Raw genomic sequence first — 23,935 nt, forward strand, 5'->3', positions numbered from 1 at the left:
ACAACCCTCCCGACGATGTGGTGTATCTCACCTTAAGGCGCAGTTCCCACTGTCCAGGCAAGATCACCCAGCGGGTCACCCGGTCGGCTTGATCAGCGCGGGCGGCGCCGAACTGGGCGCGGGCACCACGATGCCGCTGCGCTTCTCGGTGCTGGACAGCAGAACGACGACGATGCCGATGACCAGAGTGAGCGCGGCGGCAACGCTGACGACGGTCCAGTTGACCGGCCAGCGACTCGGCTTGTGCCTGCGACCCAACTCAACTCCTCGCCGTTACTCCAGTCGCCATTACTATCGTCCGCCGGATGGCCGGTCAAGCCCGACAGGTGCGGCTGAAAGGGCTTGTGGCCCGTGACACTGCGATCATGTCCCCCATGACCTGGAACTACTTGATGGACATGGACGGTGTGCTCGTCCACGAGGAACACCTGGTGCCCCGAGTGGACGAGTTCCTCGCCGAACTCCGGGCCAACGACATCCGGTTCCACGTGCTGACCAACAACTCCATTTTTACGCCAAGAGACCTGCGCGCGCGGCTGCTTCGGACAGGTCTTGACGTTCCCGAGACCTCGATCTGGACTTCGGCGCTGGCGACCGCGCGGTTCCTGGACTCCCAACGACCAGGCGGTTCGGCGTTCGTGATCGGCGAAGCGGGCCTGACTACGGCGTTGCACGAGATCGGGTACGTGCTGACCGACCGTGACCCGGATTACGTCGTGCTCGGCGAGACGCGGACGTACAGCTTCGAAGCGATCACGCGAGCGATCCGTCTGGTGGAAATGGGCGCGAAGTTCATCGCGACCAACCCGGACGCCACCGGTCCCAGCCGGGAGGGCTCCCTGCCCGCGACCGGGTCCGTCGCCGCCCTGATCGAACGGGCGACCGGATTCTCGCCGTACTTCGTCGGCAAGCCGAACCCGCTGATGATGCGCTCGGCACTGCGGTCGCTCGGGGCGCACTCGGAGAACACGCTGATGATCGGCGACCGGATGGACACCGACGTCCGCGCTGGTCTGGACGCCGGGCTGGCCACCATCCTGGTGCTGACCGGGATCTCCACCGAGGCGTCCGCCGACCAGTTCCCGTACCGCCCGACCAGGGTGATCAACTCGATCGCGGACCTGATTGGGCACACCTTGAATCCCCTCGGGTGACAGATGCTCGTATCGTCTGCAGGTGTGCGGGATGAGCGACGGACCTATGTGATCGGGGACGTGCACGGACACCGCGCCGAGCTGGTGGGCGCGTTGCGTGCCCTCGGCCTGGTCGACGAGGACGAGAACTGGTCGGGCGGCGGACACCACGTGTGGTTCCTCGGCGACTTCGTCGACCGCGGCCCGGACGGCATCGGCGTGATCGACCTGGTCATGAGCCTGTGCGACCAGGCGGAGAAGGCAGGCGGGCACGTCGACAGCCTGCTCGGCAACCACGAGATCCTGCTGCTGGGGATGCACCGGTTCGGTGACACGGACGTGCCGTCCGACTTCGGTCCGCGCAGCTTCGCCCGCAGCTGGGAGATCAACGGCGGGCAGGAGAGCGACCAGGAGGCGTTGACGGCCGAGCACCTGGACTGGCTGACCTCACGGCCGGTGCTCGCCCTGGTCGAGGACCACCTGCTGATGCACTCGGACACCATCGAGTACCTGCAGTGGGGTGAGACGGTCGAGCAGATCAACGAAGCCGTGCTGGAACTGCTGCGGTCCGACGACCTGGCCAAGTGGTGGGAGTGCTGGCGCCGGATGACCACCCGGTACTCGTTCCGCGGGCCGCAGGGCCCCGAGGTCGCCGAACAGCTGATGGACATCCTCGGCGGCAAGCAGATCGTGCACGGCCACAGCGTCATCGCCGACCAGCTGGGCATCCTGCCGGCCCAGGTCGAGGCGCCCTACGAGTACGCGGGCGGCAAGGTCCTCGGCATCGACGGCGGCCTGTTCGTCGGCGGCCCGTGCCTCATAGTCCCCCTCCCCTACACCCCCGAGGACTGAGCGCGAGGGGTGCAACCAATGTGGCCTTCGTTGCCAAAACCGCAACCAATGTGGCCTTCGTTGCACAAGGCGCAGGGGGAGGTGGGCTACACGCCGGAGGACTGGGAGCGCAGCCTGGCGAGCACCTGCTCGTCCGGCCACCGGAGCGTGCGGCGGCGGGGTGGTGTGGTCAGCGCTTCCTCCCATTCGCCGGTGAGCACGTCCGCCGCAGCCGACCACGGCACGCGGAACGGCTCGCTGTCGGCGGGGAACAGGATCTCGTCGGCGTACGGCAGCAGCGCGTCGTGCCCCTTGGGCCACGTGGTGAAGCTGCGCGCGGTCCCGTCCGGTCCGGTCTCGACCTCGTACGCGGTGACTTCGAGGTCCTCGCCTGCCTGCCGGAAGAGTTTCTCCATCCGGGTTCGCTGCTCGCGGTACTCGTATGTCTCGAGCGTCCGTTCCGCCAGGCGGACCGCCGCGTAGGACGGGTGGCCGCGGTCCGGCTTCCAGGCGACGATGTCACCGTCTTCGTCTGCTTTGTACGGTACGGGCGAGAGCCACCGGGGGTGGTCGGAGAAGATCTTCAGCCCCTCGTCGAGCACCCACTGCACGGCGGCGTTGTCGCGCTCGTCGGCGATCAGCATCATGTCCCGGGACGGCACGACCGCCACCGGCACGATCCCGACCTCGTCGCCGAGTCCGGCCAACCAGCCCGGCACCACGAGCCGCGAGGACTCGTAGGTGTCCTCACTGGCCACAGCGAGCACTCCGTTGTCCAACCGAGCCAGGTGTGTGCCCTCGACCATCAGGTTCTGCGCGCCGCGCTGGTACGCCTCGTCGAACGTGACACCCCACTCTTCGAGGCTGTCCGAGTTGACCAGGCTCATCCGGTGCTCGTGGTCGATCACGATCATCTCGACCAGGTGCCGCATGGACGGGCGGCTGGCCACCGTGATCCCGCCGACCTGGCCCGCTTGCGCGTACGACGCCGTGCGCAGTACCGGCCGCAGGCGTGGCGCCGCGGCCTCCCAGCTCTCCGGTTCGTCCGGTTGGGAGAACATGGCGGCGACGAACTGCTGCACCGCCTCCTTGCGTTCCGCCTGCGAGAGGTGCCTGACTTCGGCGAACAGGTTGCCGAGGAAGATCGAGTGCGCGCCGGGCTCCCCCACCCTGCGCACGTCGATGCCGAACCCGTCCGTCCTGGTGATCTTCGCGATGCCCGGCAGCCGGTTGATGGTCGCCACGAAATCGTCGGTGAACTGCTCCTCGGGTGTGCGCCCCCGTCCGAACCCCCGCCTGATACGCCCCAGGAAACCCATACAAAGAAGGTATCCGACGTGGACTAAGGGGTTTCCACCATCACGGTGGTCGCCTTCACCACAGCCACCGCGAGCGAGCCCGGTTCAAGACCAAGTTCCCGCACGGCCTCGGCGGACATCAGCGACACCACCCGATGTGGCCCACACTGCATTTCCACCTGTGCCATCACTTTGTCCACCGCGACGGACGTCACAAGGCCGACGAACCGGTTGCGCGCGGAACGGCCGATTCCGGACGGATCGGGCACTTCGTTGGCGTGCGCCCTGGCGAACTCGGCCAGTTCCGCGCCGTCGACGACCTTTCGGCCGGACGCGTCGAGGCTGGACGACAGCTCACCCGCGTCCACCCAGCGCCTGATGGTGTCGTCGCTCACGCCGAGCAGCTTGGCGGCCTCGGCGAACCTGAATCGGGGCATCAGCCATTGTCCAACCCGGCGAACGCCTCCTTGCGGAACCCTTCGATCGACACGCGCTGGAACCGCTCGATGAGCTCCCGTTCCTCCGGGGAGAACCGGGAAAGCACCTCTTTCATGTGATCAAGGGCTCCGGCGAACAGGTGCGCGAACTTGGCGTGGTCCACCTTCGTGACCTCGACGAGCACCTTGCGTCTGTCGTGGGGGTCACGCACGCGCCGTACGAACCCGTGCTTCTCCAGCCGGTCGATCACGCCGGTCACCGCGCCCGTCGACAATCCGGACATCTTGGCGATCTGGCCAGCGGTCAGGGGTTCGTCCACGCGCATCGCGATGTCGAGGCACTTGTAGTCGGTGGCCGACACACCCATCTGTTCGGCGATCCGGGAGTGGAACAGCACGGTCAGGCCGCTCATCTCGCGGGCCATGTCGGCGAACCGCATCAGCTCGTCGGACGGCACCGGGTACGTGCCGCGCTCAGCCGAGGTTGACATGGCACACCACTCCTCTTAGCCTCTAGTTATCTTACAAACTAAGAGACTTAGTTCATAACAAGCTCTTACTCTTAAAGACATCATATCCGGAGGAAACACCCATGAGCACCAGCGCGCTGGCCACGCCGCACTCCGAGACCGACGCCACCGGGCACCCACGCCGCCGGGTCGCACTGGCCGTGCTGATGATCGCCGGGTTCATGGACCTGCTCGACACGACGATCGTCAACGTCGCACTGCCCGCGATCAGCAACAGCCTGCACACCGGGTCCGCCGCCACGCAGTGGGTCGCCGCCGGGTACACGCTCACCTTCGCGGTCGGCCTGATCACCGGCGGGCGGCTCGGCGACCTGTTCGGCCGAAAACGGATGTTCCTGCTCGGGATGGCGGCCTTCACCCTGTTCTCGCTGTTCTGCGGCATCGCGTGGACCGCCGAGGTGCTCGTCGGCGCACGCCTGCTGCAGGGCCTGTCCGCGGCGATCATGATCCCGCAGGTGCTGAGCACCATGTACGCCACGTTCCCGCCGTCGGAACGGGCCGCGGCCGGCGGCCTCTTCGGCGGGATCGCCGGGTTCGCCTCCGTCGTCGGACCGCTCGCGTCCGGCCTGCTGCTCGAGCACGACCTGTGGGGCCTCGGCTGGCGCGCGATCTTCCTGGTGAACGTGCCGGTCGGCGTGATCACGCTCGTGCTCGCCGCCGCGGTGGTCCCGGAAACCCGCTCGTCGCACGCGATCAAGCCGGACCTGCGCGGCATGCTGCTGGTCTCGGCGGCGTTGGCGCTGGTCCTGGTGCCGCTCGTACAGGGCCGCGAGCTGGGCTGGCCACTGTGGACCTTCCTGTCCATGGCGGCGTCCCTGCCGGTGTTCGCACTGTTTATACATAGCTCCCGTGCGCGCGGCGGTTCGGCGCTCGTCCCGATGCGGCTGTTCCGGTCCCGCGGGTTCAGCGCGGGTACGGCCGTCGCCGCTTTGTTCTTCGCCGCGATGGCCGGGTTCTTCCTCCCCTATGCGCTGACCCTGCAACTCGGACTCGGCTTCACGCCGATGGAAGCCGGGCTGACGTCACTGCCGTTCTCGCTCGGCGTGGTCCTGTCGGTCGTGCCCAGCAACACGCTCGTCATGCGGTTCGGCCGGTACGTCACGACCGTCGGCGCGCTCGTGATGGCCGCGGCGGTGGCCGTCCTGATCGTCAGGATGGACGTCGGGATCGGGTTCTGGGGCCTGGCGCCGTGGCTGCTGCTCGGCGGGATCGGCATGGGCGCGGTGGTCGGGCCGATCTTCGCCATGGCCGGTGCGGAGATCGACGGCCGCGACGCGGGCGCGGCGTCCGGCACCATCAACGCCGCCGACCAACTCGGCAGCTCGGTAGGGATCGCGGTACTCGGCGTGGTGTTCTTCAACGCGCTGGGCGCGACGCCGGACGTCACCTCTTATATAGCGAGCTTCCGCAGCGCGACCTGGATCGCGGTCGGCACGCTCGTCGTGGTCGCGCTGTTGAGCGTGATGCTGCCGCGCAGGCTGACCGCCGAGCAGCTCAACCAGGCGCATTGAACAGACCGGACAACACGATGCCGAGCGAGTGCTCGACCTGAGCTCGTGCCTCGGTCGCGTCGTCGGCGTGCGCGATCACCATCACGGCCTCGACGAGAACACTGAACACGAACCGGGCGAGCACCTCGGAAGGCTCGTGTGCCAGCACGCCTTCCGAGGCCGCCTGCGTCATCAGGCTGTTGATCAGCTTCAGGCCGTGCTCCGACTCGATCGCGCGCCAGGTGTCCCAGCCGAGCACGGTCGGCGCGTCCAGCAGGGCGATCCGCACGACCTCGGGGCGTTCGCACACGTCGAGGAACGTCCGCAGGCTGATCGCCATCCGGGTCGCGGTGTCGTCGACCACCCCGATGGCGGCGTCGATCTCGTCGGACAGCTCGGTCTCGATCTGCTCGAACACCGCGCGGAACAGGCCCTGCTTGTCCTTGAAGTGGTGGTGCAGCGCGCCTCGGGTCAACCCGGCGGCCGCGACGATCTCGTCGGCGGCGACGTTCGCGTAGCCGCGCTCGGCGAACATCGGGCGCGCCGCCTTCATCAAAGCGGTCCTCGTCGCCCTCGATCGGTCCTGCTGGGTTCGCGGCATACCGCCTAGTTTGCCCTGACGAACTTCACGATCAGCTCGGCCAGTTCGTCGGGCCGGTCCTCGGGGACGAGCGTCAGGGTGTCCGGTATTTCCGTCACTGTCGCATTGGGCAGGATCCCGGCGAGCCGGTGGGCGAGCTCCACCGGGAAGATCCGGTCCTCCTTCGCCCACGCCAGCAGCACCGGCTTGGCGAAGGAACCGATTTTCCGCGCCGCGTCAAGAGTGTGTCGATTGTGGATGGTCCGGACGAAGCGGGTCAGGTCGGCGCGCACGGCCGGACTGGTCCGGCTCGGCAGCAGATAGGAGTCGACGACGTCCTGCGGGACAGGGCGTTTCGTCAGCAGCCCGAAGCCGACCGGCGAGCGCTGAATCACCCGCGAGCGCAGGACGTTGGCCAGCGCCCAGCCGAAGCCCGGCACGCGCGCGAGCTTCGGCAACGACGTGAACGGCTGCGGGAGGAAGTGCTCGAAGCAGTCCGACGGGGTGAACACGGCCCGGCCGACACGGACCGGATTCCTTGCCAGCACAAGCTGAACGAGCGCGCCACCGGTGTCGTTGGCGACGAGCGTGACGTCCCGCAAGTCCAAATTGTTCAGGAACTCGGCGATCAGGTCGGCGACGCCCGGCGGCGTCAGGTCGGCCCCCGGCACCGGTCGCGTGTGCCCACCGAGCGGCCAATCCGGCGCTATGCAACGGTTTCCCGCCTCGGCGACGAGCGGCGCGACCTTGCGCCACAGATTCGAGTTCACCAGCAGGCCGTGCACGAACACAACCGGTGACCCCTCGCCACACTCTCGGTAGTCAACGGTCGCCCGGCTCAGTCGGGCCACTTTGCGGATCCCCATAGACCGATAAAAACATACATTCGGTATGTATGTCTATCCGAGACTAGAATCACGCGAGTGAGTGACAAGGTCACAATCCAGGTCCGGTACTTCGCAGGCGCTCGCGCCGCAGCCGGGATCCAGGAGGAGAACATCGCCCTCCCAGCGGGCGCGACCGTGGCAGACGCCGCCCGAGCCGTCTCCGAACGGCACGGCGAGAAGCTCAGCGGCGTGCTGACCGCGTGCAGCTTCCTGCTCGACGGGATCGCGGTCCGGTCGCCCGCGACACGGCTGTCGGACGGGACCCAGCTGGACGTCCTCCCGCCGTTCGCAGGGGGCTAAACGGGCGTTCACGAACAGCCCAACCGGGCTGCGACACGCGAGACACAGGTCTCACTTAGAGTGAAAAATCTCGACAAGGAAACGAACCGATAACGGCGCCCCTAGCTGGGGATATATGACTCATCGCGGGGGGTGTCATGACGTTACTGTGACCTAGGTCACGCCCAGATAAATTTCCGATCTCGGTTCTGGTTACGTACGGTCGCTCTCGGGTTGGACCCGACCAACCCGCTAGACCTGAGAGCCCGCAGCGCCGAACCCCGTCCGGTGGGCTCGCAGGACCCAGCCCCGAGTGAGAGACAACTTCCGGACGGGGGCAGGAGAGCGAACCCCGAGTGACCTCTCCCGCGTGCAGGACCAGCAGGCGCTGGAGGTGAGAGTGAAATGACCAACTCCGGCAAGCACCGCAGGCCCACCCTCGCCACCCGCACCATCGCTCGCGTCGCCATCGCAGGCCTCGCGGTCGGCGCGCCCCTGGCGATCGCAGCGGCACCGGCGCAGGCTGAAGGCCGCGTCAACTGGGACGCAGTCGCCCAGTGCGAGAGCGGCGGTCGTTGGAACATCGACACCGGCAACGGCTACAAGGGCGGTCTGCAGTTCCACCCGCGTACCTGGGCCGCCAACGGCGGTTCCGGCAGCGCGGCTGGCGCCTCCCGTGAGGAGCAGATCCGCGTCGCCGAGAACGTGCTGCGTACGCAGGGCATCAAGGCGTGGCCGAAGTGCGGCCCGAAGGGCCTCGGCGGCGGCAGCGCGGCCCCGGCCAAGAAGGCCACCCCGAAGAAGGCCAAGGCAGCTCCGGCGCCGGTGAAGAAGGCGGCCCCGAAGCCCGCCACCGCGCCGAAGCCCGCCACCGCCCCCGTCCAGACCGGCGCCGGTGACTACACCGTCGTGGTCGGCGACACGCTCTCGAGCATCGCCTCGAAGCTGAACGTCCAGGGTGGTTGGAAGACCCTGGCTGCGAAGAACGCGGGAACCGTCAGCAACCCGAACCTGATCTTCCCGGGTCAGAAGCTGACCACCAAGTGACCTTGGTGAGCTGAGCGAAGCCCGGAATCCGGTGACACGACCGGATTCCGGGCTTCAGCCTTTCCCAGCTCAGCCCTCGTGAGTGGGTTGGCCGGGTTCTGACCCGGCCAAACACTCACCAGGTTTCACGGGCAGTTGACCCACTCGTCGGTGCCGTCGGCGAAGGTCTGGTGCTTCCAGATCGGCAGCTGCCGTTTCACCTCGTCGACCAGGTCCGAGCAGGCCGCGAACGCCTCTGCCCGGTGTTCCGCCGAGACCGCGCAGGCCAGCGCCACGTCGCCGATCGCAAGATCGCCGATCCGGTGGCTGACCGCGATCCCCCGCAGGCCCGGCCGGGACGACGCGATCTCCAAGGCGACCCGTTCGATGACCTCCGCCGCGCTCGGGTGCCCGCTGTAGGACAAGTCCCGGACCGTCTTGTTGCGGTCGTGGTCGCGGACCACGCCGCCGAAGGTCACCACCGCTCCCGCCGCCCGGTCGGCGACGATCTCGCCGTGTTCCTCGACCGACAGGGGCGACTCGGTCACCACCGCCCGGAGGACCTTCGCCGGGGCGATCTGGCCGGTCTGCCTGGCGTGGTCACCGCCGCCCAACTGGTCCACCGCGTGGTCGAGCACACCTTCCAGCACACCGAGGCCGTCTCGCACGCCACCGGTCGACCCCGGCAAGTTCACCACCAACGTCGACCCGGCCACCCCCGCCAGGCCACGCGACAGCGCGGCCGTGGGAACCTCGGGCAGGCCGGCGGCCCGCACGGCGTCCGCCAGGCCGGGGATCTCGTAGTCCAGCACGGACGAGGTGGCCTCAGGCGTGCGGTCGGTCGGTGTGATGCCTGTGCCGCCGGTCGTGATGACGACGTTCACGCCCGTGGCGACGGCCTCGCGGAGCGCCGCGGCCACCGGCCCGCCGTCGGGGACGACCACCGGCGCAGGCACGTCGTAGCCACGAACCCGCAGCCAGTCGACGATGATCGGGCCCGTCCGGTCCTCGTAGACACCGGCCGCCGCCCGGTTCGACGCCGTGATCACCCGCGCCGTGTTGGTCATCGGCACATCAGTCCTTACTGGTCGCGGCCTTCTTCACGGCTTCGGCCACCGCAGGGGCGACCGCCGCGTCGAACACGCTGGGCACGATGAACGACGCGTTGATCCGGTCGCCGTCGGCCACGTCGGCGATCGCGTCGGCCGCCGCCAGCAGCATCGAGTCCGTGATCGTGTGCGCCTGCGCGTCGAGCAGGCCGCGGAACACGCCGGGGAACGCGAGGACGTTGTTGATCTGGTTGGGGTAGTCGCTGCGGCCGGTCGCGACGATCGCCGCGTGCTGCTGCGCCTCCAGCGGGTCGATCTCCGGGTCCGGGTTGGCCAGCGCGAAGATGACCGGGTCCTTCGCCATCGTCTTGACCTGCTCGGCACCGAACAGGTTCGGCGCGGAGACGCCGATGAACACGTCCGCACCGACCAGCGCGTCGTGCAGCCTGCCGGACACGCCGTCCTTGTTGGTGTTCGCCGCGATCTGCTCGAGGTTCGAGTCCAGGTCGCCGCGGCCGGAGTGCACGATGCCGTTGATGTCGACCGCGATGATGTCCTTGGGCTTGCGGTGCAGCAGCAGGCGGATGATCGCCGACCCGGCCGCGCCGACGCCGCAGACCACGATCTTGCAGTCCTCGAGCGGCTTGTCGACGACCTTCAGCGCGTTGCGCAGCGCGGCGACGACCACGATCGCGGTGCCGTGCTGGTCGTCGTGGAAGACCGGGATGTCCAGCTTCTCGCGCAGCCGCGCCTCGATCTCGAAGCACCTCGGCGCCGCGATGTCCTCGAGGTTGATGCCCGCGTACGCCGGGGCGATCAGCTCGACGGTCCGGATGATCTCGTCGGTGTCCTGCGTGTCCAGGACGATCGGCCACGCGTCCACATCCGCGAACTTCTTGAACAGCACCGCCTTGCCCTCCATCACCGGGAGGGACGCGGCCGGGCCGATGTTGCCGAGACCCAGCACGGCCGAGCCGTCGGTGACGACCGCGACCGTGTTGCGCTTGATGGTCAGGCGCCTGGCGTCCTCGGGGTTGGCCGCGATCGCCTGGCAGACCCGCGCGACACCGGGGGTGTAGGCGCGGGAGAGGTCGTCACGGTTGCGCAGCGCGACTTTGGAGTGCACCTCGAGCTTGCCGCCGAGGTGGATCAGGAAGGTTCGGTCCGAGACCTTGCGCACCGCGACGCCCGGCAGTTCCCCCAGGGCGGCGGTGATCTCGTTGGCGTGCTCGGCGGACGTCGCGTTGCACGTGATGTCGACGACCACTCGGTCGGCGTGCGACTCGACGACGTCGAACGCCGTGATGACGCCACCGACCCGGCCGACTGCCGAGGTCAGGTCGCCAGCGGCGCTCGCCGACGGTGGGGCCTCGACCCGGATGGTGATCGAATAACCAGGACCGGGTACTGGCATTTCTCTAGCTCCCCGCGAATGAACGATTTATTTGTTGATCTCCGTGACCGGGTGCTCGTAGCCCAGGTCCTCGACCGGCAGCGGGAAGGTGACGTCGCCGAACGGCGACAGCGCGCCCTGCCTGTCGGCAGCGAGTTCACTGACCGGATGCGCGGCGTTCGCCGGCTTCTCGGGCCAGGTTGGTTCGATCCGGTCCGGGTTGCCCTTGGCCACCGACTCCTCCTCGAAGTACAGCCGCATCTCGATGCGGAAATCCGCCCGTACGGTACCCGACCTCGCACGTGCCGGAGCACGCGCGTATACCGTGGTCAGGGTGTCAGTCTCCACGTTAACCGAGTGGCTGCGCGAGCGGGACGACGCCGCGTTGGCCCGGCTGCTCGGTGCGCGCCCGGACCTGGCAACGCCGATACCTGCGGATACGTCCGTTCTGGCGACTCGCGCGGGCAGTCGCGCGTCCGTCGCGCGTGCGGCGGAGTCGCTGGACACGTTCACTCTGGCGGTCCTCGACGCGCTCCTGCTGTGCGACGCGGACACCCGCACGGTCGCACTGGCCGATGTGGCCACGATGCTTGGCACGAAGGTGCCGCGCAAACGCGTGCGGGAAGCCGTGGACACGTTGGTCGACCTGGCGTTGGCGTGGGGTCCGGACAACGCGTTGAGCGTGGTCCCGTCGGCACGGGAGGCGGCCGGGATGTTCCCCGGCGGACTCGGGCGCCGGTCGGCCGGACTCGACGGCAACGACCTGGCCCCGGTCCTCGCGGAACTGTCCGAACCGGAGCGCAGGCTGCTCGCCACGCTCGCCGAGGGGCAGCCGACCGGCCGCAGCCGGGACGCGAACTCGCTCGTACCGCTGGAGCAGGCGCAGACCCCGGTGCAGAAGCTGCTGGCGCGCGGTCTGCTGCTGCGGCTGGACGCCGAGACGGTCGAACTGCCGAGGCAGGTCGGGCTGGCGCTGCGCGGCGCGAACCCGATGGGTCAGGTCAAGGTCAACCCGCCGCCCGTGCAGACCACCGCACACACGCTTTCCACTGTGGACTCCACAGCGGCCGGTGAGGCGATGGAGCTGATCCGGCACACCGAGGAGCTGATCACGCTGTGGTCGGCGGATCCGCCGCCGGTGCTGCGCGCGGGCGGGCTCGGCGTGCGCGACATCCGCAAACTGGCCCGTGAGCTGCGGGCGGACGAGGTGCGCTGCACGTTGATCGCCGAACTCGCGTTCGGTGCGGGCCTGGTGGTCGCGACGGACACGACGTCCCCGCAGTGGGCGCCGACCACGCAGGCGGACATCTGGCTGGCGGCCACCCCGCCGCACAGGTGGGCCACGCTGGCATCGGTCTGGCTCGACCTGCCCCGGTTGCCGGGCCTGGCGGGTAGCAAGGACCTGCGGGACAAGGTGATCGCTCCCCTGTCGGAGGAACTGCGCCGCCCGCTGGCGCCGACCGCCCGGCGACGGGTGCTGGACGCGCTCGCCGAGTTCGAGCCGGGCACCGGAGTCGACTCGGTCGAGGAACTGGCCGGGCTGCTGGCCTGGCGTGCGCCGCGCAGGGGTGGGCGACTGCGGGACGAGCTGGTGTTCTGGACGGTCCGTGAGGCGCAAGCGCTCGGCCTGGTGGCTTTCGGCACGCTGACGACGTCCGCGCGGGCCTTGCTGGAGGACGGTCCCGCGGTCGCGGCGAAGCGGATGGCCGAGGCGATGCCGACGCCCGTCGACCACGTGCTGGTGCAGGCGGACCTGACGGTGGTCGCGCCCGGCCCGTTGGAGCAGAGCCTCGGCCACGAGATCAACCTGGTCGCCGACGTCGAATCCGCTGGTGGCGCAACGGTCTACCGGGTCAGCGAGACGTCGGTCAGGCGGGCGCTCGACGCCGGGCGCACGTCGACGGACCTGCACGAGCTGTTCCGGAAGCGGTCACGCACGCCGGTCCCGCAGGCGCTGACGTACATGATCGACGACGTGGCACGGCGACACGGCCAGCTACGCGGCGGGGCGGCGATGTCCTTCCTGCGTTGCGACGACGAAGCGTTGCTCACGGAAGTCGCGGCGAGCTCGGTGGGCACTCGGTTGGAGCTGCGCAAGATCGCGCCGGGTGTGCTCGTCAGCCCGGTGCCGTTGGCGGATGTGCTGGAAGAGTTGCGAGCAGCGGGTTTCGCGCCGTCGGCGGAGGACGCCGAAGGCCGGTTGATGGACATGCGGTCGAGCGGACTGCGTGTGCCGCTGCGGCAACGGCCCAAGACCAGCGGACTGCCCAGGCCGGCCAGCCCGGAGCAGCTCGCCGATCTGGTCAGCTCGATGCGCGCGGGCGACAAGGCGGCGGGGACCCGTCGCGGACGGACGGTCGCGCTGGCCGGTGGCCGCGGCGCGGATACGTCCGAAACCCTTGCCCTGCTTCAGGAAGCCGTGACGAACGGGCGGAACGTGTACATCGGCTACGTCGACGCGCACGGGACCGCGAGCCAGCGCGTGATCGAACCGGTCCGGGTCGGCGCGGGTGTCCTCGAAGGACTGGACTCGACACGCTCGGAGACGCACCGCTTCGCCCTGCACCGGATCACCTCGGTGTCGCTGGTGGAGGACTAAGAAGCCAAGGCGGCGTGGACGGCTTGGCGGCCCATCATCACGGCCTTGCGCAACAAGGCGGTGTCACGTTCCAACGCGGACACGTTGGGAGCGTCGGTGGGCGGGCGGATCGACATGACCGTGGGCAGTTCGGTCAGCAGTTGCTCGTCGGCCATGTCGCGCGGGTATTGCTGGACCCACACACTGCGCAGGCCGGGTAAAGCCCGTGGTACGACCATGCTGTGCATCCGGCGGGGTTTGGCGGGACGTTCGGTCGCGCGTCTGGTGCGCAGCATCAGCACGTGCGTCGCGCCGTTGGCCAGCGCGGTCCGGAACGGCAACGGCTCGGCCACGCCACCGTCGACAAACCGCCGCCCGGCAAGGAAAACGGGCTTTCCCGCGAGAACGGGCATACAGGTCGTCGCGCGCAACGCCGTTTTCAGGTCTTCGACTTTCCGGATGTACGGCCGCAGGTCCACCGGTTCGCCGGTCTCCGCGTCGGTGGCCATCGGGTGGTAGGAGACGGGATTGGCCAGGATGGCCGGGAAGTCCATCGGCGTGAGTTCCTGGTACACGGTGTCGACGAGGTACTGCGTGTCGACAACGGGCTTGCCGCGCAGAAAACGCCACGGGTTGATGACCTCGCGCATGATCTCCGGGTCCCACCAGCCACGCATTCCCGTCAACGCACGCCCGGACAACAGCCACGCGCCGTTGAGCGCACCTGCCGACGACCCGTAGACGGCGTCGAAACACCTGGTCAGCCCGAGTTCTTCGAGCGCCATGACCATGCCGCTCGAATACGTGCCCCTGCTGCTGCCGCCTTCGATCGCCAGTGCGATCCGGTGGCCGTCGGTGCGGAAACCGGGACGGCTGCCTTCGGCATGGCGACGTGAGACAAGACGCATAACAGGGTGCACCGATCAAGTTTGGCATGGAGAGCATGTGGGCATGCGCGCACTTGCCCTCGGCGGCTGTTCGGTGCCGGGCGTCTTCCCGCCGGTGACGATCGACGGCAGGCGCTACATGGACGGCGGCAGCGCGCGGTCGACCAACTCGGACCTGGTCGCCGACCACGACGAGGTCCTGGTGATCTCGCCGATGACCGGTGCCAACCCGGTGGCGAACGCGCGGGTGATCATGCCGGACCGGGAATCACTCGTCGCGATGATGCCCAACGTGCTCGACTCTGCCAGCCGTGTCCCCAGCGCGGAGGCGAGCTACCGGCAGGGCCGGGGCCTCAGGCTTTGACGACGACCGGCGCAAGGTTCAGCCACGGGTTGACCCTGCGGTTTCGGTCCGAAGTAGATAGTTTCGGTCACTGTGGCCAAGAAACTTCTCGTACTGGCGTTCGCGCTGGTCATCGCCAGTGCATTCCTGGTCGACCTCGGTCGGCGGGACATCGATGCGGCGGGCGACGGCGGGACGCTGATCCGCGACGCGTCCATGGTGATCACCATGGACGCGAAACTGGGCACGCTGGAGAACACCGATGTGCTCATCGACGGCGACACGATCGCGGCAGTCGGCCGGGGGCTGCGGGCGAGCGGCGCCCAGGTCGTCGACGGGCGAGACAAGATCATCATGCCCGGGTTCGTCGACCTGCACACGCACCTGTGGCAGTCGCTGATCCGCGGCTGCGCGACGGACAAGGAGCTCAACGGCTGGCTCGACGAATGCGTGCTACCGCTGCAGCGCTCGCCGATGAACAGTGCGGACGCCTATGCGGGTGGCCGGTTGTCGGCGCTGGATTCGTTGTCCACAGGTGTCACGACCGTGAACGACTGGCCGCACGCGTTCAACGCGGACTTCAACCGCGGCGATCTGCGGGCGCTGGTGGACTCCAAGCAGCGCTTCGTGTTCACGTACATGGGCGGCAAGGATCCCGCGATCAGCCAGGAGATCCGCCGGGTGAAGAAGGACGTGATCGACCCGAATCCGCTGGCGCGTCTGATGATCGGCACACACCCGGCCACCGGGAACTACGAGAACACCCTCGCGTCGGAGAAACTGGCCGAGGAACTGGGCGTGTCGTTGAACGTGCACCTGCACGAGTCCAAGACGGACCCGGCGACCGGCCAGATGGACGCGCTGCGCAGGGCAGGCGCGCTGCGGCCGGGACTGCTGACCGGCCACACCATCCACATGACCGACGCCGAACTGGACGAGCTGGCGGCGCACGACGTCCGCGTGGCGCACAACCCGTTGTCGAACATGCGCCTGGCGTCCGGCGTGGCGCGCGTGCCGGACATGAAGACCCGCAACATGAAGGTCGGCCTCGGATTGGACGGCGGCACGAACGACACGTCGGACATGTTCAACAACATGCGTGCCGCGGTCGGCCTGCAGCGCGCGTTGTCCAAGGATCCCGACCGCTACCCCACGCCGACGGACGTGCTGCGGATGGCAACGCTCGGCGGCGCCGAGGTGCTGGGGTTGGACAAGGAGATCGGCTCGCTGACGCCGGGTAAGAAGGCGGACCTGCTGGTGATCGACACGCAGGCGTTGAACTTCGCGCCGAAGGTGGACTGGCCCGCGCAGGTTGTATTCAACACTCAGCCCGCGAACGTGCAGTGGGTGTTCGTGAACGGTGTGGCGTTGAAGAAAGACGGCAAGATCGTCGGCGACACCGGTCGCGCGATCGCGGACGCGCAGGCGGCGGCCGACCGGGTGAAGACGTACCTGGGCCGCTGAGAGAAGCAGGTGATGGACCGGCTGGCCGGAAACCAGCCGGTCCGGCCTGTCATTTGAGGGTGCGGGTGAAGGCGGCGAAGGCGGATGCCGGGACATGAAGGTGCCCGGTGTCCGGGGACTTGGAGTCCCTGATGCCAACGGGAGCATCGTGGGGGCGGGCGACCTCAACACACTCGTTGCTGCCACCAGCCCCATCGCTGAAGCTCGACTTGCGCCACTGATTCATCGCTATGTCACGACCTTCGGTGGTTAGCTGTCGGTATCAGGTCCCGAAGTGCGCCGCCGCGTCGAGAATCAGCTTCTTGGACGCCTGAAGGTTCAACGCGGCGACCGAACGACGGTCCCAACCCACGATATAGGCCTCAGTGGCGTTGGGTCGATCGCGATAGAAGGTCTCATTGTGCGTGTGGATTTGAACCATGTCACCGGCTGGGCCGTTTGCGAGTCTGAGTAGGTAGAAGGTCGTATCCATGCCCGGGCAAGCACCTGCCGACATGGGCTGAACCTGCACCTCGACACCGGGCAGATCACAGACCTTCGCGAGGTGGCTCAACTGGTTGCTCATCACCGCGGGGCCACCGACCGGGATCCGCAGGGCACATTCATGAATGACTGCCCTTATCTTTGGCGGCTCCTCCTTGAGCAGGACTTGCTGCCGCTCCTGTCGAAGATCGACCAGTTCGTTGATTCGTGGCGGCGCAAGAAGATCGCCGTTGTTCAGCCACAGCGACCGCATGTAGTCCTCGGTCTGGAAGTACAGCGGAATCACACTGATTGTCGCCACGCGGATCTCGATCGCGTCGTCGCGCTCCAACTCCAGGAATGCACGCGCCTTCACTGGCAGGAACAGGGGAAACTCGCCGCGCTTCCGGCTCGCTCGAACCTCCCGCGCCAGATCGATCAGGGCTTCGACCTCTGCCTCACCCACCCCATATGCCTTCGTGAGCACCTCGATCTCGGCGCGCTTGAACCTGGTGAACCCGCCTTCCTTCCGAGTCAGCGTCGGCCCGGTCACTTCGATGAGTTCAGCCGCTTCTTCCCGATCCAGTCCCGCTTCCCTGCGGTAACTGCGCATCGCCGCACCCAGCTGTCTGCGCTGTCCGATGGGGCTGTCGTCACGACCGTCCATGCCGCCACGCTACGCTAGCCAGCGATCATCAGCGCTCAAGTTCATTCGTTTGTGCGTACGTCATCCATGCACGTACATGCCATACTCCGAACGATGACCGATCATGTCCGGGTCGACGTTGCGATGATCGTCGACTGCGGCATCCGCGCCACGTACACCGTCGACGAACTCAACGACGAAGCCACCATCACTCTCGTTGGCACGAAAGGTTTCGAGTCCTACATCCAGCTCGACACCACTGCGCTGCAACGAATCCACGACATCACCGGTGCCGCCCTCACCGACCTGCGGGCACACCAAAACGGCCGCCGCCCCTGAGGGCGACAGCCGCTGGACAAGAGAGCAGATCAGACCGCGCGGGCCGACATCCGCTGGTGCATCGCGTGCTCGACCAACGTGATCAGGCTTTCCTTGGTCGACTCCCGATCACGCGCGTCACACGTCACCACCGGCACGGACGGCTCGATGGTCAGCGCGTCGCGCACGTCTTCGACGCGGTGGTGCAGCACGCGTTCGAAGCAGTTGATCGCCACGATGTACGGCAGCTGCCGGTCCTCGAAGAAGTCGATCGCCGCGAACGCGTCGGCCAGCCGTCGGGTGTCCACGAGCACGATCGCGCCGATCGCGCCCCTGACCAGGTCGTCCCACATGAACCAGAACCGGTGCTGGCCGGGGGTGCCGAACAGGTACAGGATCAGATCCGAGTCGAGCGAGACACGGCCGAAGTCCATCGCCACCGTGGTGGTGGTCTTGTTCGGCGTCGCCGACAGGTCGTCGACGTCCTGGCTCGCCTCGGTCATCACCGCCTCGGTGGTCAGCGGCACGATCTCGGAGACCGCTCCGACGAACGTGGTCTTACCGACGCCGAAACCACCGGCGACGACGATCTTCGCGGACGTCGTCGCCTGACGCGCCACGGCCCGCGGGTTGTGAGGACTAGAGCCTGCGGAGCCCACTGAGCACCCTTTCCATGAACTCGATCGACGGCCGGTCACCGACAACCATGCCGCTCTGGTGAATCAGCACGAGCCCCATGCCCGCCATGTCACCAATCAGCACCCGGGCCACGCCGAGTGGCAGACGCAAGTGGGCGGCCACCTCGGCGACCGAGCGCGTGTCCAGGCACAGTCCACAGATCGACCTGTGCTCGGGCAGCACCGCGGCCTCGGGCAGCCGTCCTCGGTCACTGGTGGACACCAGCGCCTCGATGGCCAGGTCGTAGTCGGACCGCGTGCGTCCACCTGTCTTGGTGTACGGCCGGACCAGCGAACCGGTCTCCGCGATGGGTTCGGCCCTGACTGGCTCCTCCCACTCCGTAGCGGCTGAGACCGCGGGGAGCTGGTCGGAGTTCCAGTCGTTCTGCCTGGGCACCCCCGGGTCGCCGTACAGGCTAGCGCCTGGCCCACCGAACAACCTCGCCCGGTAGCCGTCCAGGTCGATCCTGTTCGGTGGATCCCCAAGTCCGTGCTCGGGCAGGTCCTCCCAACCTCGCTCCGGCATTTCCTCTTGCCTCCGCTCCGGCCGGCTCGGCAGCCGATGGTCCTGCTCGTCCAACGCCTCATCGGGCTCGTGATAAACGGCCACGTCGGGCGCGGCGTCATCATCGTCGTCGGGGCCTCCCGCGTCGGGCTCGTCGAATCGGAACCCGGCTGATGCCCAGTCCTGATACGAAAAGTCCGCGCCGAACCGACCGCCTGAGGCTCGGTGACCTCTAGCCATCTGCGCTCACCCCGCCAACCCGGCTTATCTTCGCTGCGCGCCTTGCAGCTGCGCCCGTAGTTCGGGCGTCATCTGCTGGCCGACCCGCTCGACCAGAAGCGTCATCTCGTAGGCGACCAAGCCTATGTCGCAGTTGGGTGCGGCGAGCACGGCGAGACAAGAACCGTCCGAGATCGACATGAGGAAGAGATATCCCCTGTCCATCTCGACGACGGTCTGGTTGACCCCGCCGGCCTCGAAGCACCTCGCGGCACCCGCAGTGAGGCTCACCAGTCCGGACGCCACAGCGGACAGCTGCTCGGCGCGGTCCCGGGGCAGGCCCTGGGACCCGGCCAACAGCAGGCCGTCCGCCGAAACCACCACCGCGTGCGCGACTCCGGGCACCTGCCGAACGAAATCGGTGATCAGCCAGCCGAAACTGCCTGGCTGGTTAGTCGTCGCGGTCGTCACTCCTGCTCCTCGTCTTGACGGCTCTCGGCTGAATCCTGGTCACCAGCGTAAGTCTCGACGAGTGCGTGTCGACCACGGCGGATCCCTTGCTGGAAACTCGACATCCTGCCTCTCACGGCGTCAGCCGAGCGCGGCGGCAGTGCTGGGGCGCGCTGCGCCTGCTGCTGGTTGGAGGTCGGTCTGCTGGGTGCGGAGCCGGGGATCAGCTGAGCCTTCGGCACCCGCTTGGGCAGACCGGCCGAGGTGATCACCTCGGGCTGGGACTTGGTGAGCGACTGCGCGGCCTGCCAGCCCTCGTCGCCGGGCGACTGCCAGGCGGACTGAGCGGGGCTCGGCTCCGGCTCCGGCTCCGGTTCGGGCTGCGGCTCGGCCTGGGCGACCGGCTCCGGTTCGACGTGCTGGTCGACGTGCGGAGTGTCGCCGTTCATGGTCTCCACGTGCGCGGGCGGCGGCATGGTCGCCTCCCCGCGCGGCGCGGGCGGCTCGACGGCCGGTGGTGGCGTGGCCGATGCCTGTGGCGGGGTCGGCCTGCCGCGCTCCGAGGCCGGTGGCGTGCGCTTCTCGCCGTCGCCTTCCTCGAACCACTGGGACAGCACGGCCTCGTAGATCGGCAGGCGCTCGGTCGGCGCGTCCAGGTCCGGGTTCGCCGGTGGCGGCGGCGGTGCCGGCCGCGGGTTCGCGGCTTCGCGGGCGGCCTTCTCCTCGGCGAACGCGTCACCGAACAGCGACGACGTCGCTGGCTGCTCCGGGGGTTCCGGCAGCGGCTGGATGTGCGTCGGCGCCTCGTCGTGCGACGGCTGGCCGAGCTGGTCCGGCGACCACCGCAGGGTGGACTCGCCGGTCTCGGGAACGCTGCCGTTGGTGCTGCTCTCGGTCACCGGCGGGTAGGACCCCGACGGGTACGACGGCATCGAGCCGGAGTCCGCCGAGTCCTCGGGGCCGACGCGGGGCAGGCTGCCGGTGAAGGCGCTGGCGATGCCGCCACCCGGCCGTGACGGCGGCGGCGGTGTGCGCTCGCCCCCGAACGTGCCGGTGCCGACGCCCGTTCCGGCCATGCCACCGGTGCCGAACCCGCCACCCATCGACCCGCTGCCCATCGAGCCGGTCCCACTCATCGAGTTCTCGGCGGACGGGGTGATCGTGGGGATGCCGCCGGTCGGCGTCAGGTTCGTGGCGTGCACGCCGCGCGAGGACTGGATCAGCGACGCGGGGACGATGATCCGGGCGATCAGACCGCCGTCGATGTCCTCGTTGTCCCGCAGCCGGACCTGGATGTTGTGCCGCTGGGCCAGCCGCGCGACCACGTAGAGGCCCATTCGCCTGGTCACCGAGACGTCCATGTCCGGCGGGTCGGCCAGCCTGCGGTTGGAGGTCTCGATCTCGTCCGCCGACATGCCGACACCCTGGTCGGTGATCTGGATGGCCAGTTCCTTCTTGCGGGTGGCCGCCATCCGGACGGTGACCTTCTTCTCCGGCTCGGAGAACGACGTCGCGTTGTCCAGCAGTTCGGCGATCAGGTGCACGAGGTCGTTGACCGCGCGGCCCTGGACCGCCACCTCGGGCGCGGAGAGCACCTCGATGCGGGCGTACTGCTCGACCTCGGACACGGCGGCGCCGACCACGTCGGCCGCGGGCACGGGCCGCGTCAGCTGGCGTGACAGGCCGGTGCCCGAGAGCACCAGCAGGCTTTCGGAGTTGCGCCGCATCCGGGTGGCCAGGTGGTCCAGCTCGAACAGGCTGGCCAGCTGGTCGGGGTCCTGCTCGTCCTGCTCCAGCCGGTCGATCAGGTTCAGCTGGCGTTCGACCAGCGCCTGCGAGCGGCGGGACAGGTTGACGAAGATCGAGTTGACGTTGTCGCGCAGCAGCGCCTGCTCGGCGGCCATTCGGACGGCCTGTTCGTGGACCGCGTCGAAGGAGCGGGCGACTTCACCGGTCTCCTCACGCGTGAACAGCGGCATCGGTTCGACCGCCTGTTTGGACGCCGCGACGGGGTCCGGGTCGGCCAGGATGCGCTGCACCGTCTCGGGCAGCCTGGTGTACGCGATGTCCAGCGCGTTGGTCCGCAGGACCCGCAGCGGCTTCAGGATCGAGCGCGTCACCATCGCCATCAGGATCAGCGCGGCGATCAGCAGCGCGAGCACGATGGCCGCGTTGGTCCACGCCGAGTTGGTCCGCGTGGTGGCCAGCGCGTCCGAGCTGTCCCGCAGCTTGGCCAGCAGGCTGTCCTCGACCGTCCGCAGCTTGTCGACCGCCGCGGTCCCGTCCTTGATCAACGTCTGCTTGTCGATCTGGAGGGTCTGGCCGTTCTCGGCGTTGTTGAACGCCGTCGACTTGAGCCGCTCGCGGTTGTCGACCTCGGGGCCGGAGAAGGTGTCAGCGAAGTACTGCAGTTCCTGCGGCGTGGCGTTGGCGCGGAACCCGGCGACGGCGGCCTGGAAGCTCGCCCCGGCCGCCCGGACCTCGTTGAGCAGGTCGGACGGGAACGAGTTCACGGACGCGGCGATCTGCAGCGCCGCGTTCTCCTGCGAGGCGAATTCCTTGATCTCCGACAGCGACTGCACCGTCGTGGCCTGGCGCAGCAGGTCCCGGTCGGTGACCGCGGTGTTGACCTCGCGGCCGAGCTGGACCAGCGCCTCGATGATCGACGTGTACGCCGCCCGGACCGCCAGGTGCGGGTACTCGGTCGACTTCGCGGCCTCGCGCAGCGCGTCGAGACCGGCGAGCCGCTGCAGACCGCGCCGGTAGCGCTCCACAGCGCCTTCGTCGTCGGTGTTCACGCGACCCGCGGCTTGCCGCAGCTGCTCCTGCTCGTTGTTCACCTTGTTGATCTGGGTGTCCAACTCGGCGCGGTTGCCCGCGCTACGACCGCCGGCCACGTTGTCGACGGCGAGCGTGCGTTCCTTCTGCAGCTCGTGCACGAGTCTTGTGACGTTGCGGGCCAGGTCGACCTGGTTGACCGTCTGGCGGAACTCGTCCGCGCGCTGCAGGTCCTCCTGCGCGCGCAGTCCACCGAGCGCGAGAGCGGTCAATGTCGGGACGATGAGGACGGCGAGAACCTTGGTGCGCAGCCGCCAGTTGCGCATGCGCCATGGCGAGCCCGCGCGGGCGTTCTTGCCGCCGGGCGCGCGGGTCCCTTGGGGCCTGGCACCTGTGTCGGTGTGTTCGCCGCCTGGCGACGCCGCCTGGCGACCGATCCCCGAGCTACCTGCGACCCCAGCGTTCTGGTCGGGCACTCCCAGCACACTCCCTGCGTTTGAGCCAGTAGCCCGGTACCCGGAAGGCCAGCTCGAACGGACGATTACCGCAATGAGAAGGACACCAAACGAGAGTGAGTCTCGTTCGACACCGAACGTCAGGTCACATAGCTCCAGTCCTCACAACCTGTCGCTCCGGCTCGCGGCACCCAATCCACTCCACCTCGAACCGCCCGGGTTTCGCGCATGCGAAATCCGTCCGGCGCGAAGCATCGCGGCCCAAGGCCACCTAGGTCAACCCATCCCGACCTGGGTCGTCCGCGGCGGCCACGGTGTTCCCCTCGAGCCTGCTCGGCCTTGAGCACGACGGCACGAACCGCCGAACCCGCACCCGCGCAGCCTCCTCACTACATCGGTGGCGCTCCACCTCACTGTGGGCACAGAAGGTAGCGAAAACTATGCGCCGATGTAAGCCTATCGGGGAGGTTTGGCGCAGACTCGCGTCCCACCAGCGGCGGATCAAGGTCCACGATAACGATCGTTTTGTATCCGAATAGGCCCTTCGGCGGGGCTCGTTCGTCCGTTTGAGCACCGAACTCGCCCAGGTGCAACGGGTCAAACACAGACCGTGATCCCACCATGATCCGGCCGCGAGGTCACTTCGGCAGCCTTGCCCGAGGTCAGCGCGCCAGGCGCGGGAAATCCGGCGGCCCCACTCGGCCGACCATGCATGTCGATCAACCAGGTGTCGGTTATCACATCGTTTTCGCCGCGACAGACGACGCAACCGGACAATTCGGGCGCGTTTCACCGCGACGGACAGACAAGCGCCGTGAACCGGTCATCGGCACATCGCCAACCGGGGCGACCGCGTCGCACACCGGTGTGGCGGGCTCCGGCACGAGTGATCACATATTCCATACCCACTTATTTCCGGAAATGATCACCCACACCCGGAGACATCCCATGATCCTTTTGATGATCTCGATGAGCGGAACCCCGGAGAGATCATTTCCGATATACCACCCCCGTCCCGGCCCTTCTTTTTGATCAAGCGAAACCGGCGGGGCGGCGACGTCCGGGATTCTCCGACACCCCCGACGGTCAGTGACCGCCTTTCGACGCGCGGGCGAGGGCGCGCCCGCGCTCCCGGCGACCGCGTCTCCGCAGGTACGAGTCGCGTGAATTGGCCACCAACCCATCACCCGGTTGCCGATCGGAGGCCCCAAAAGAGGGCA

25 protein-coding genes are annotated in these 23,935 nt (G+C 68.0%); 9 read left to right on the plus strand and 16 right to left on the minus strand.

Features of this window, described 5'->3' with window-relative positions:
- Window positions 1-75: 75 nt before the first annotated feature.
- Entirely contained in the window at window positions 76-258 is a 183-nt protein-coding gene (locus ALI144C_RS28425) for a hypothetical protein (protein WP_076990245.1), read from the minus strand.
- 107 nt (window positions 259-365) lie between these two features.
- On the opposite strand from ALI144C_RS28425, the gene ALI144C_RS28430 reads away from it, so the two are divergent.
- Complete coding sequence (locus tag ALI144C_RS28430) at window positions 366-1,154, plus strand: HAD-IIA family hydrolase (protein ID WP_076990511.1); 789 nt, start codon at window positions 366-368, stop codon at window positions 1,152-1,154.
- 3 nt (window positions 1,155-1,157) lie between these two features.
- The gene (locus tag ALI144C_RS28435) at window positions 1,158-1,985 is read left to right on the plus strand and encodes a metallophosphoesterase family protein (protein ID WP_076990246.1); all 828 of its coding nucleotides are present in this window, start codon (window positions 1,158-1,160) and stop codon (window positions 1,983-1,985) included.
- Between the two features lie 86 nt (window positions 1,986-2,071).
- Here the strand turns inward: ALI144C_RS28435 and ALI144C_RS28440 are convergent, their stop codons facing one another.
- The 3 genes from ALI144C_RS28440 to ALI144C_RS28450 are packed head-to-tail and all read right to left on the minus strand — an operon-like array spanning window position 2,072 to window position 4,190.
- A complete protein-coding gene (locus ALI144C_RS28440; protein WP_076990247.1) occupies window positions 2,072-3,283 on the minus strand; it encodes a DUF1444 family protein in 1,212 nt (403 codons plus the stop codon).
- Between the two features lie 23 nt (window positions 3,284-3,306).
- A complete protein-coding gene (locus ALI144C_RS28445; RefSeq protein ID WP_076990248.1) occupies window positions 3,307-3,699 on the minus strand; it encodes a TOBE domain-containing protein in 393 nt (130 codons plus the stop codon).
- Window positions 3,699-4,190: a MarR family winged helix-turn-helix transcriptional regulator gene (locus tag ALI144C_RS28450; RefSeq protein ID WP_076990249.1), complete on the minus strand. Its 492-nt coding sequence runs from the start codon at window positions 4,188-4,190 to the stop codon at window positions 3,699-3,701. The genes ALI144C_RS28445 and ALI144C_RS28450 overlap by 1 nt, the downstream gene beginning before the upstream one ends.
- 101 nt (window positions 4,191-4,291) lie before the next feature.
- Between ALI144C_RS28450 and ALI144C_RS28455 the strand changes: the two genes are divergently transcribed.
- A complete protein-coding gene (locus ALI144C_RS28455) occupies window positions 4,292-5,740 on the plus strand; it encodes an MFS transporter (RefSeq protein WP_076990250.1) in 1,449 nt (482 codons plus the stop codon).
- Here ALI144C_RS28455 and ALI144C_RS28460 read toward each other — a convergent pair.
- Window positions 5,724-6,272: a TetR/AcrR family transcriptional regulator gene (locus ALI144C_RS28460; protein ID WP_237774353.1), complete on the minus strand. Its 549-nt coding sequence runs from the start codon at window positions 6,270-6,272 to the stop codon at window positions 5,724-5,726. The genes ALI144C_RS28455 and ALI144C_RS28460 overlap by 17 nt on opposite strands.
- A gap of 53 nt (window positions 6,273-6,325) precedes the next feature.
- Window positions 6,326-7,165, minus strand: coding sequence for an alpha/beta fold hydrolase (locus ALI144C_RS28465; protein WP_076990252.1), 840 nt, complete (start codon window positions 7,163-7,165; stop codon window positions 6,326-6,328).
- Window positions 7,166-7,213: 48 nt separating this feature from the next.
- Between ALI144C_RS28465 and ALI144C_RS28470 the strand changes: the two genes are divergently transcribed.
- Together ALI144C_RS28470 and ALI144C_RS28475 are read left to right on the plus strand one after the other, a co-directional pair.
- Window positions 7,214-7,486 carry a MoaD/ThiS family protein gene (locus tag ALI144C_RS28470; protein ID WP_076990253.1) on the plus strand — a complete coding sequence of 91 codons (273 nt, stop codon included), beginning with the start codon at window positions 7,214-7,216 and terminating at the stop codon, window positions 7,484-7,486.
- Window positions 7,487-7,870: 384 nt separating this feature from the next.
- Entirely contained in the window at window positions 7,871-8,512 is a 642-nt protein-coding gene (locus ALI144C_RS28475) for a LysM peptidoglycan-binding domain-containing protein (RefSeq protein ID WP_076990254.1), read from the plus strand.
- A 125-nt stretch (window positions 8,513-8,637) separates the two neighbouring features.
- Here ALI144C_RS28475 and ALI144C_RS28480 read toward each other — a convergent pair whose 3' ends face one another.
- The 3 genes from ALI144C_RS28480 to ALI144C_RS28490 are packed head-to-tail and all read right to left on the minus strand — an operon-like array spanning window position 8,638 to window position 11,167.
- On the minus strand, window positions 8,638-9,558 hold the full coding sequence (locus ALI144C_RS28480) for a molybdenum cofactor biosynthesis protein MoaE (RefSeq protein ID WP_076990512.1): 921 nt from the start codon (window positions 9,556-9,558) through the stop codon (window positions 8,638-8,640).
- A gap of 7 nt (window positions 9,559-9,565) precedes the next feature.
- Complete coding sequence (locus tag ALI144C_RS28485) at window positions 9,566-10,954, minus strand: NAD-dependent malic enzyme (protein ID WP_076990255.1); 1,389 nt, start codon at window positions 10,952-10,954, stop codon at window positions 9,566-9,568.
- Window positions 10,955-10,981: 27 nt separating this feature from the next.
- The gene (locus tag ALI144C_RS28490; protein ID WP_076990513.1) at window positions 10,982-11,167 is read right to left on the minus strand and encodes a hypothetical protein; all 186 of its coding nucleotides are present in this window, start codon (window positions 11,165-11,167) and stop codon (window positions 10,982-10,984) included.
- 100 nt (window positions 11,168-11,267) lie between these two features.
- Between ALI144C_RS28490 and ALI144C_RS28495 the strand changes: the two genes are divergently transcribed.
- Window positions 11,268-13,532, plus strand: a complete 2,265-nt coding sequence (locus tag ALI144C_RS28495) for a helicase-associated domain-containing protein (protein WP_076990256.1) — start codon at window positions 11,268-11,270, stop codon at window positions 13,530-13,532.
- Here ALI144C_RS28495 and ALI144C_RS28500 read toward each other — a convergent pair.
- Window positions 13,529-14,419: a patatin-like phospholipase family protein gene (locus ALI144C_RS28500; protein ID WP_237774354.1), complete on the minus strand. Its 891-nt coding sequence runs from the start codon at window positions 14,417-14,419 to the stop codon at window positions 13,529-13,531. The genes ALI144C_RS28495 and ALI144C_RS28500 overlap by 4 nt on opposite strands.
- 43 nt (window positions 14,420-14,462) lie before the next feature.
- Between ALI144C_RS28500 and ALI144C_RS28505 the strand changes: the two genes are divergently transcribed.
- Together ALI144C_RS28505 and ALI144C_RS28510 are read left to right on the plus strand one after the other, a co-directional pair.
- Entirely contained in the window at window positions 14,463-14,762 is a 300-nt protein-coding gene (locus ALI144C_RS28505; RefSeq protein ID WP_143230926.1) for a patatin-like phospholipase family protein, read from the plus strand.
- Window positions 14,763-14,834: 72 nt separating this feature from the next.
- Window positions 14,835-16,205 carry an amidohydrolase family protein gene (locus ALI144C_RS28510; RefSeq protein ID WP_237774355.1) on the plus strand — a complete coding sequence of 457 codons (1,371 nt, stop codon included), beginning with the start codon at window positions 14,835-14,837 and terminating at the stop codon, window positions 16,203-16,205.
- A gap of 49 nt (window positions 16,206-16,254) precedes the next feature.
- On the opposite strand, the gene ALI144C_RS28515 is transcribed toward ALI144C_RS28510, so the two are convergent.
- Complete coding sequence (locus ALI144C_RS28515; RefSeq protein WP_076990259.1) at window positions 16,255-16,431, minus strand: DUF397 domain-containing protein; 177 nt, start codon at window positions 16,429-16,431, stop codon at window positions 16,255-16,257.
- A gap of 36 nt (window positions 16,432-16,467) precedes the next feature.
- Entirely contained in the window at window positions 16,468-17,334 is an 867-nt protein-coding gene (locus tag ALI144C_RS28520) for a helix-turn-helix domain-containing protein (RefSeq protein WP_076990260.1), read from the minus strand.
- Window positions 17,335-17,427: 93 nt separating this feature from the next.
- Between ALI144C_RS28520 and ALI144C_RS28525 the strand changes: the two genes are divergently transcribed.
- Window positions 17,428-17,652 carry a hypothetical protein gene (locus ALI144C_RS28525; RefSeq protein WP_076990261.1) on the plus strand — a complete coding sequence of 75 codons (225 nt, stop codon included), beginning with the start codon at window positions 17,428-17,430 and terminating at the stop codon, window positions 17,650-17,652.
- Window positions 17,653-17,681: 29 nt separating this feature from the next.
- Here the strand turns inward: ALI144C_RS28525 and ALI144C_RS28530 are convergent, their stop codons facing one another.
- Genes ALI144C_RS28530 through ALI144C_RS28545 form a run of 4 tightly spaced genes read right to left on the minus strand, consistent with a single transcriptional unit; the run spans window position 17,682 to window position 22,736 of the window.
- The gene (locus ALI144C_RS28530) at window positions 17,682-18,290 is read right to left on the minus strand and encodes a GTP-binding protein (RefSeq protein WP_042190776.1); all 609 of its coding nucleotides are present in this window, start codon (window positions 18,288-18,290) and stop codon (window positions 17,682-17,684) included.
- Window positions 18,271-19,053, minus strand: a complete 783-nt coding sequence (locus ALI144C_RS28535; protein ID WP_076990262.1) for a DUF742 domain-containing protein — start codon at window positions 19,051-19,053, stop codon at window positions 18,271-18,273. The genes ALI144C_RS28530 and ALI144C_RS28535 overlap by 20 nt, the downstream gene beginning before the upstream one ends.
- Window positions 19,054-19,077: 24 nt before the next feature.
- The gene (locus ALI144C_RS28540; protein WP_076990263.1) at window positions 19,078-19,503 is read right to left on the minus strand and encodes a roadblock/LC7 domain-containing protein; all 426 of its coding nucleotides are present in this window, start codon (window positions 19,501-19,503) and stop codon (window positions 19,078-19,080) included.
- Window positions 19,500-22,736, minus strand: coding sequence for a sensor histidine kinase (locus tag ALI144C_RS28545; protein ID WP_237774356.1), 3,237 nt, complete (start codon window positions 22,734-22,736; stop codon window positions 19,500-19,502). Before ALI144C_RS28545 ends, ALI144C_RS28540 begins: the two co-directional genes overlap by 4 nt.
- Between the last annotated feature and the right edge of the window lie 1,199 nt (window positions 22,737-23,935).

Origin of the sequence: Actinosynnema sp. ALI-1.44, assembly GCF_001984155.1 — a bacterium.
GTDB lineage: Bacteria > Actinomycetota > Actinomycetes > Mycobacteriales > Pseudonocardiaceae > Kibdelosporangium.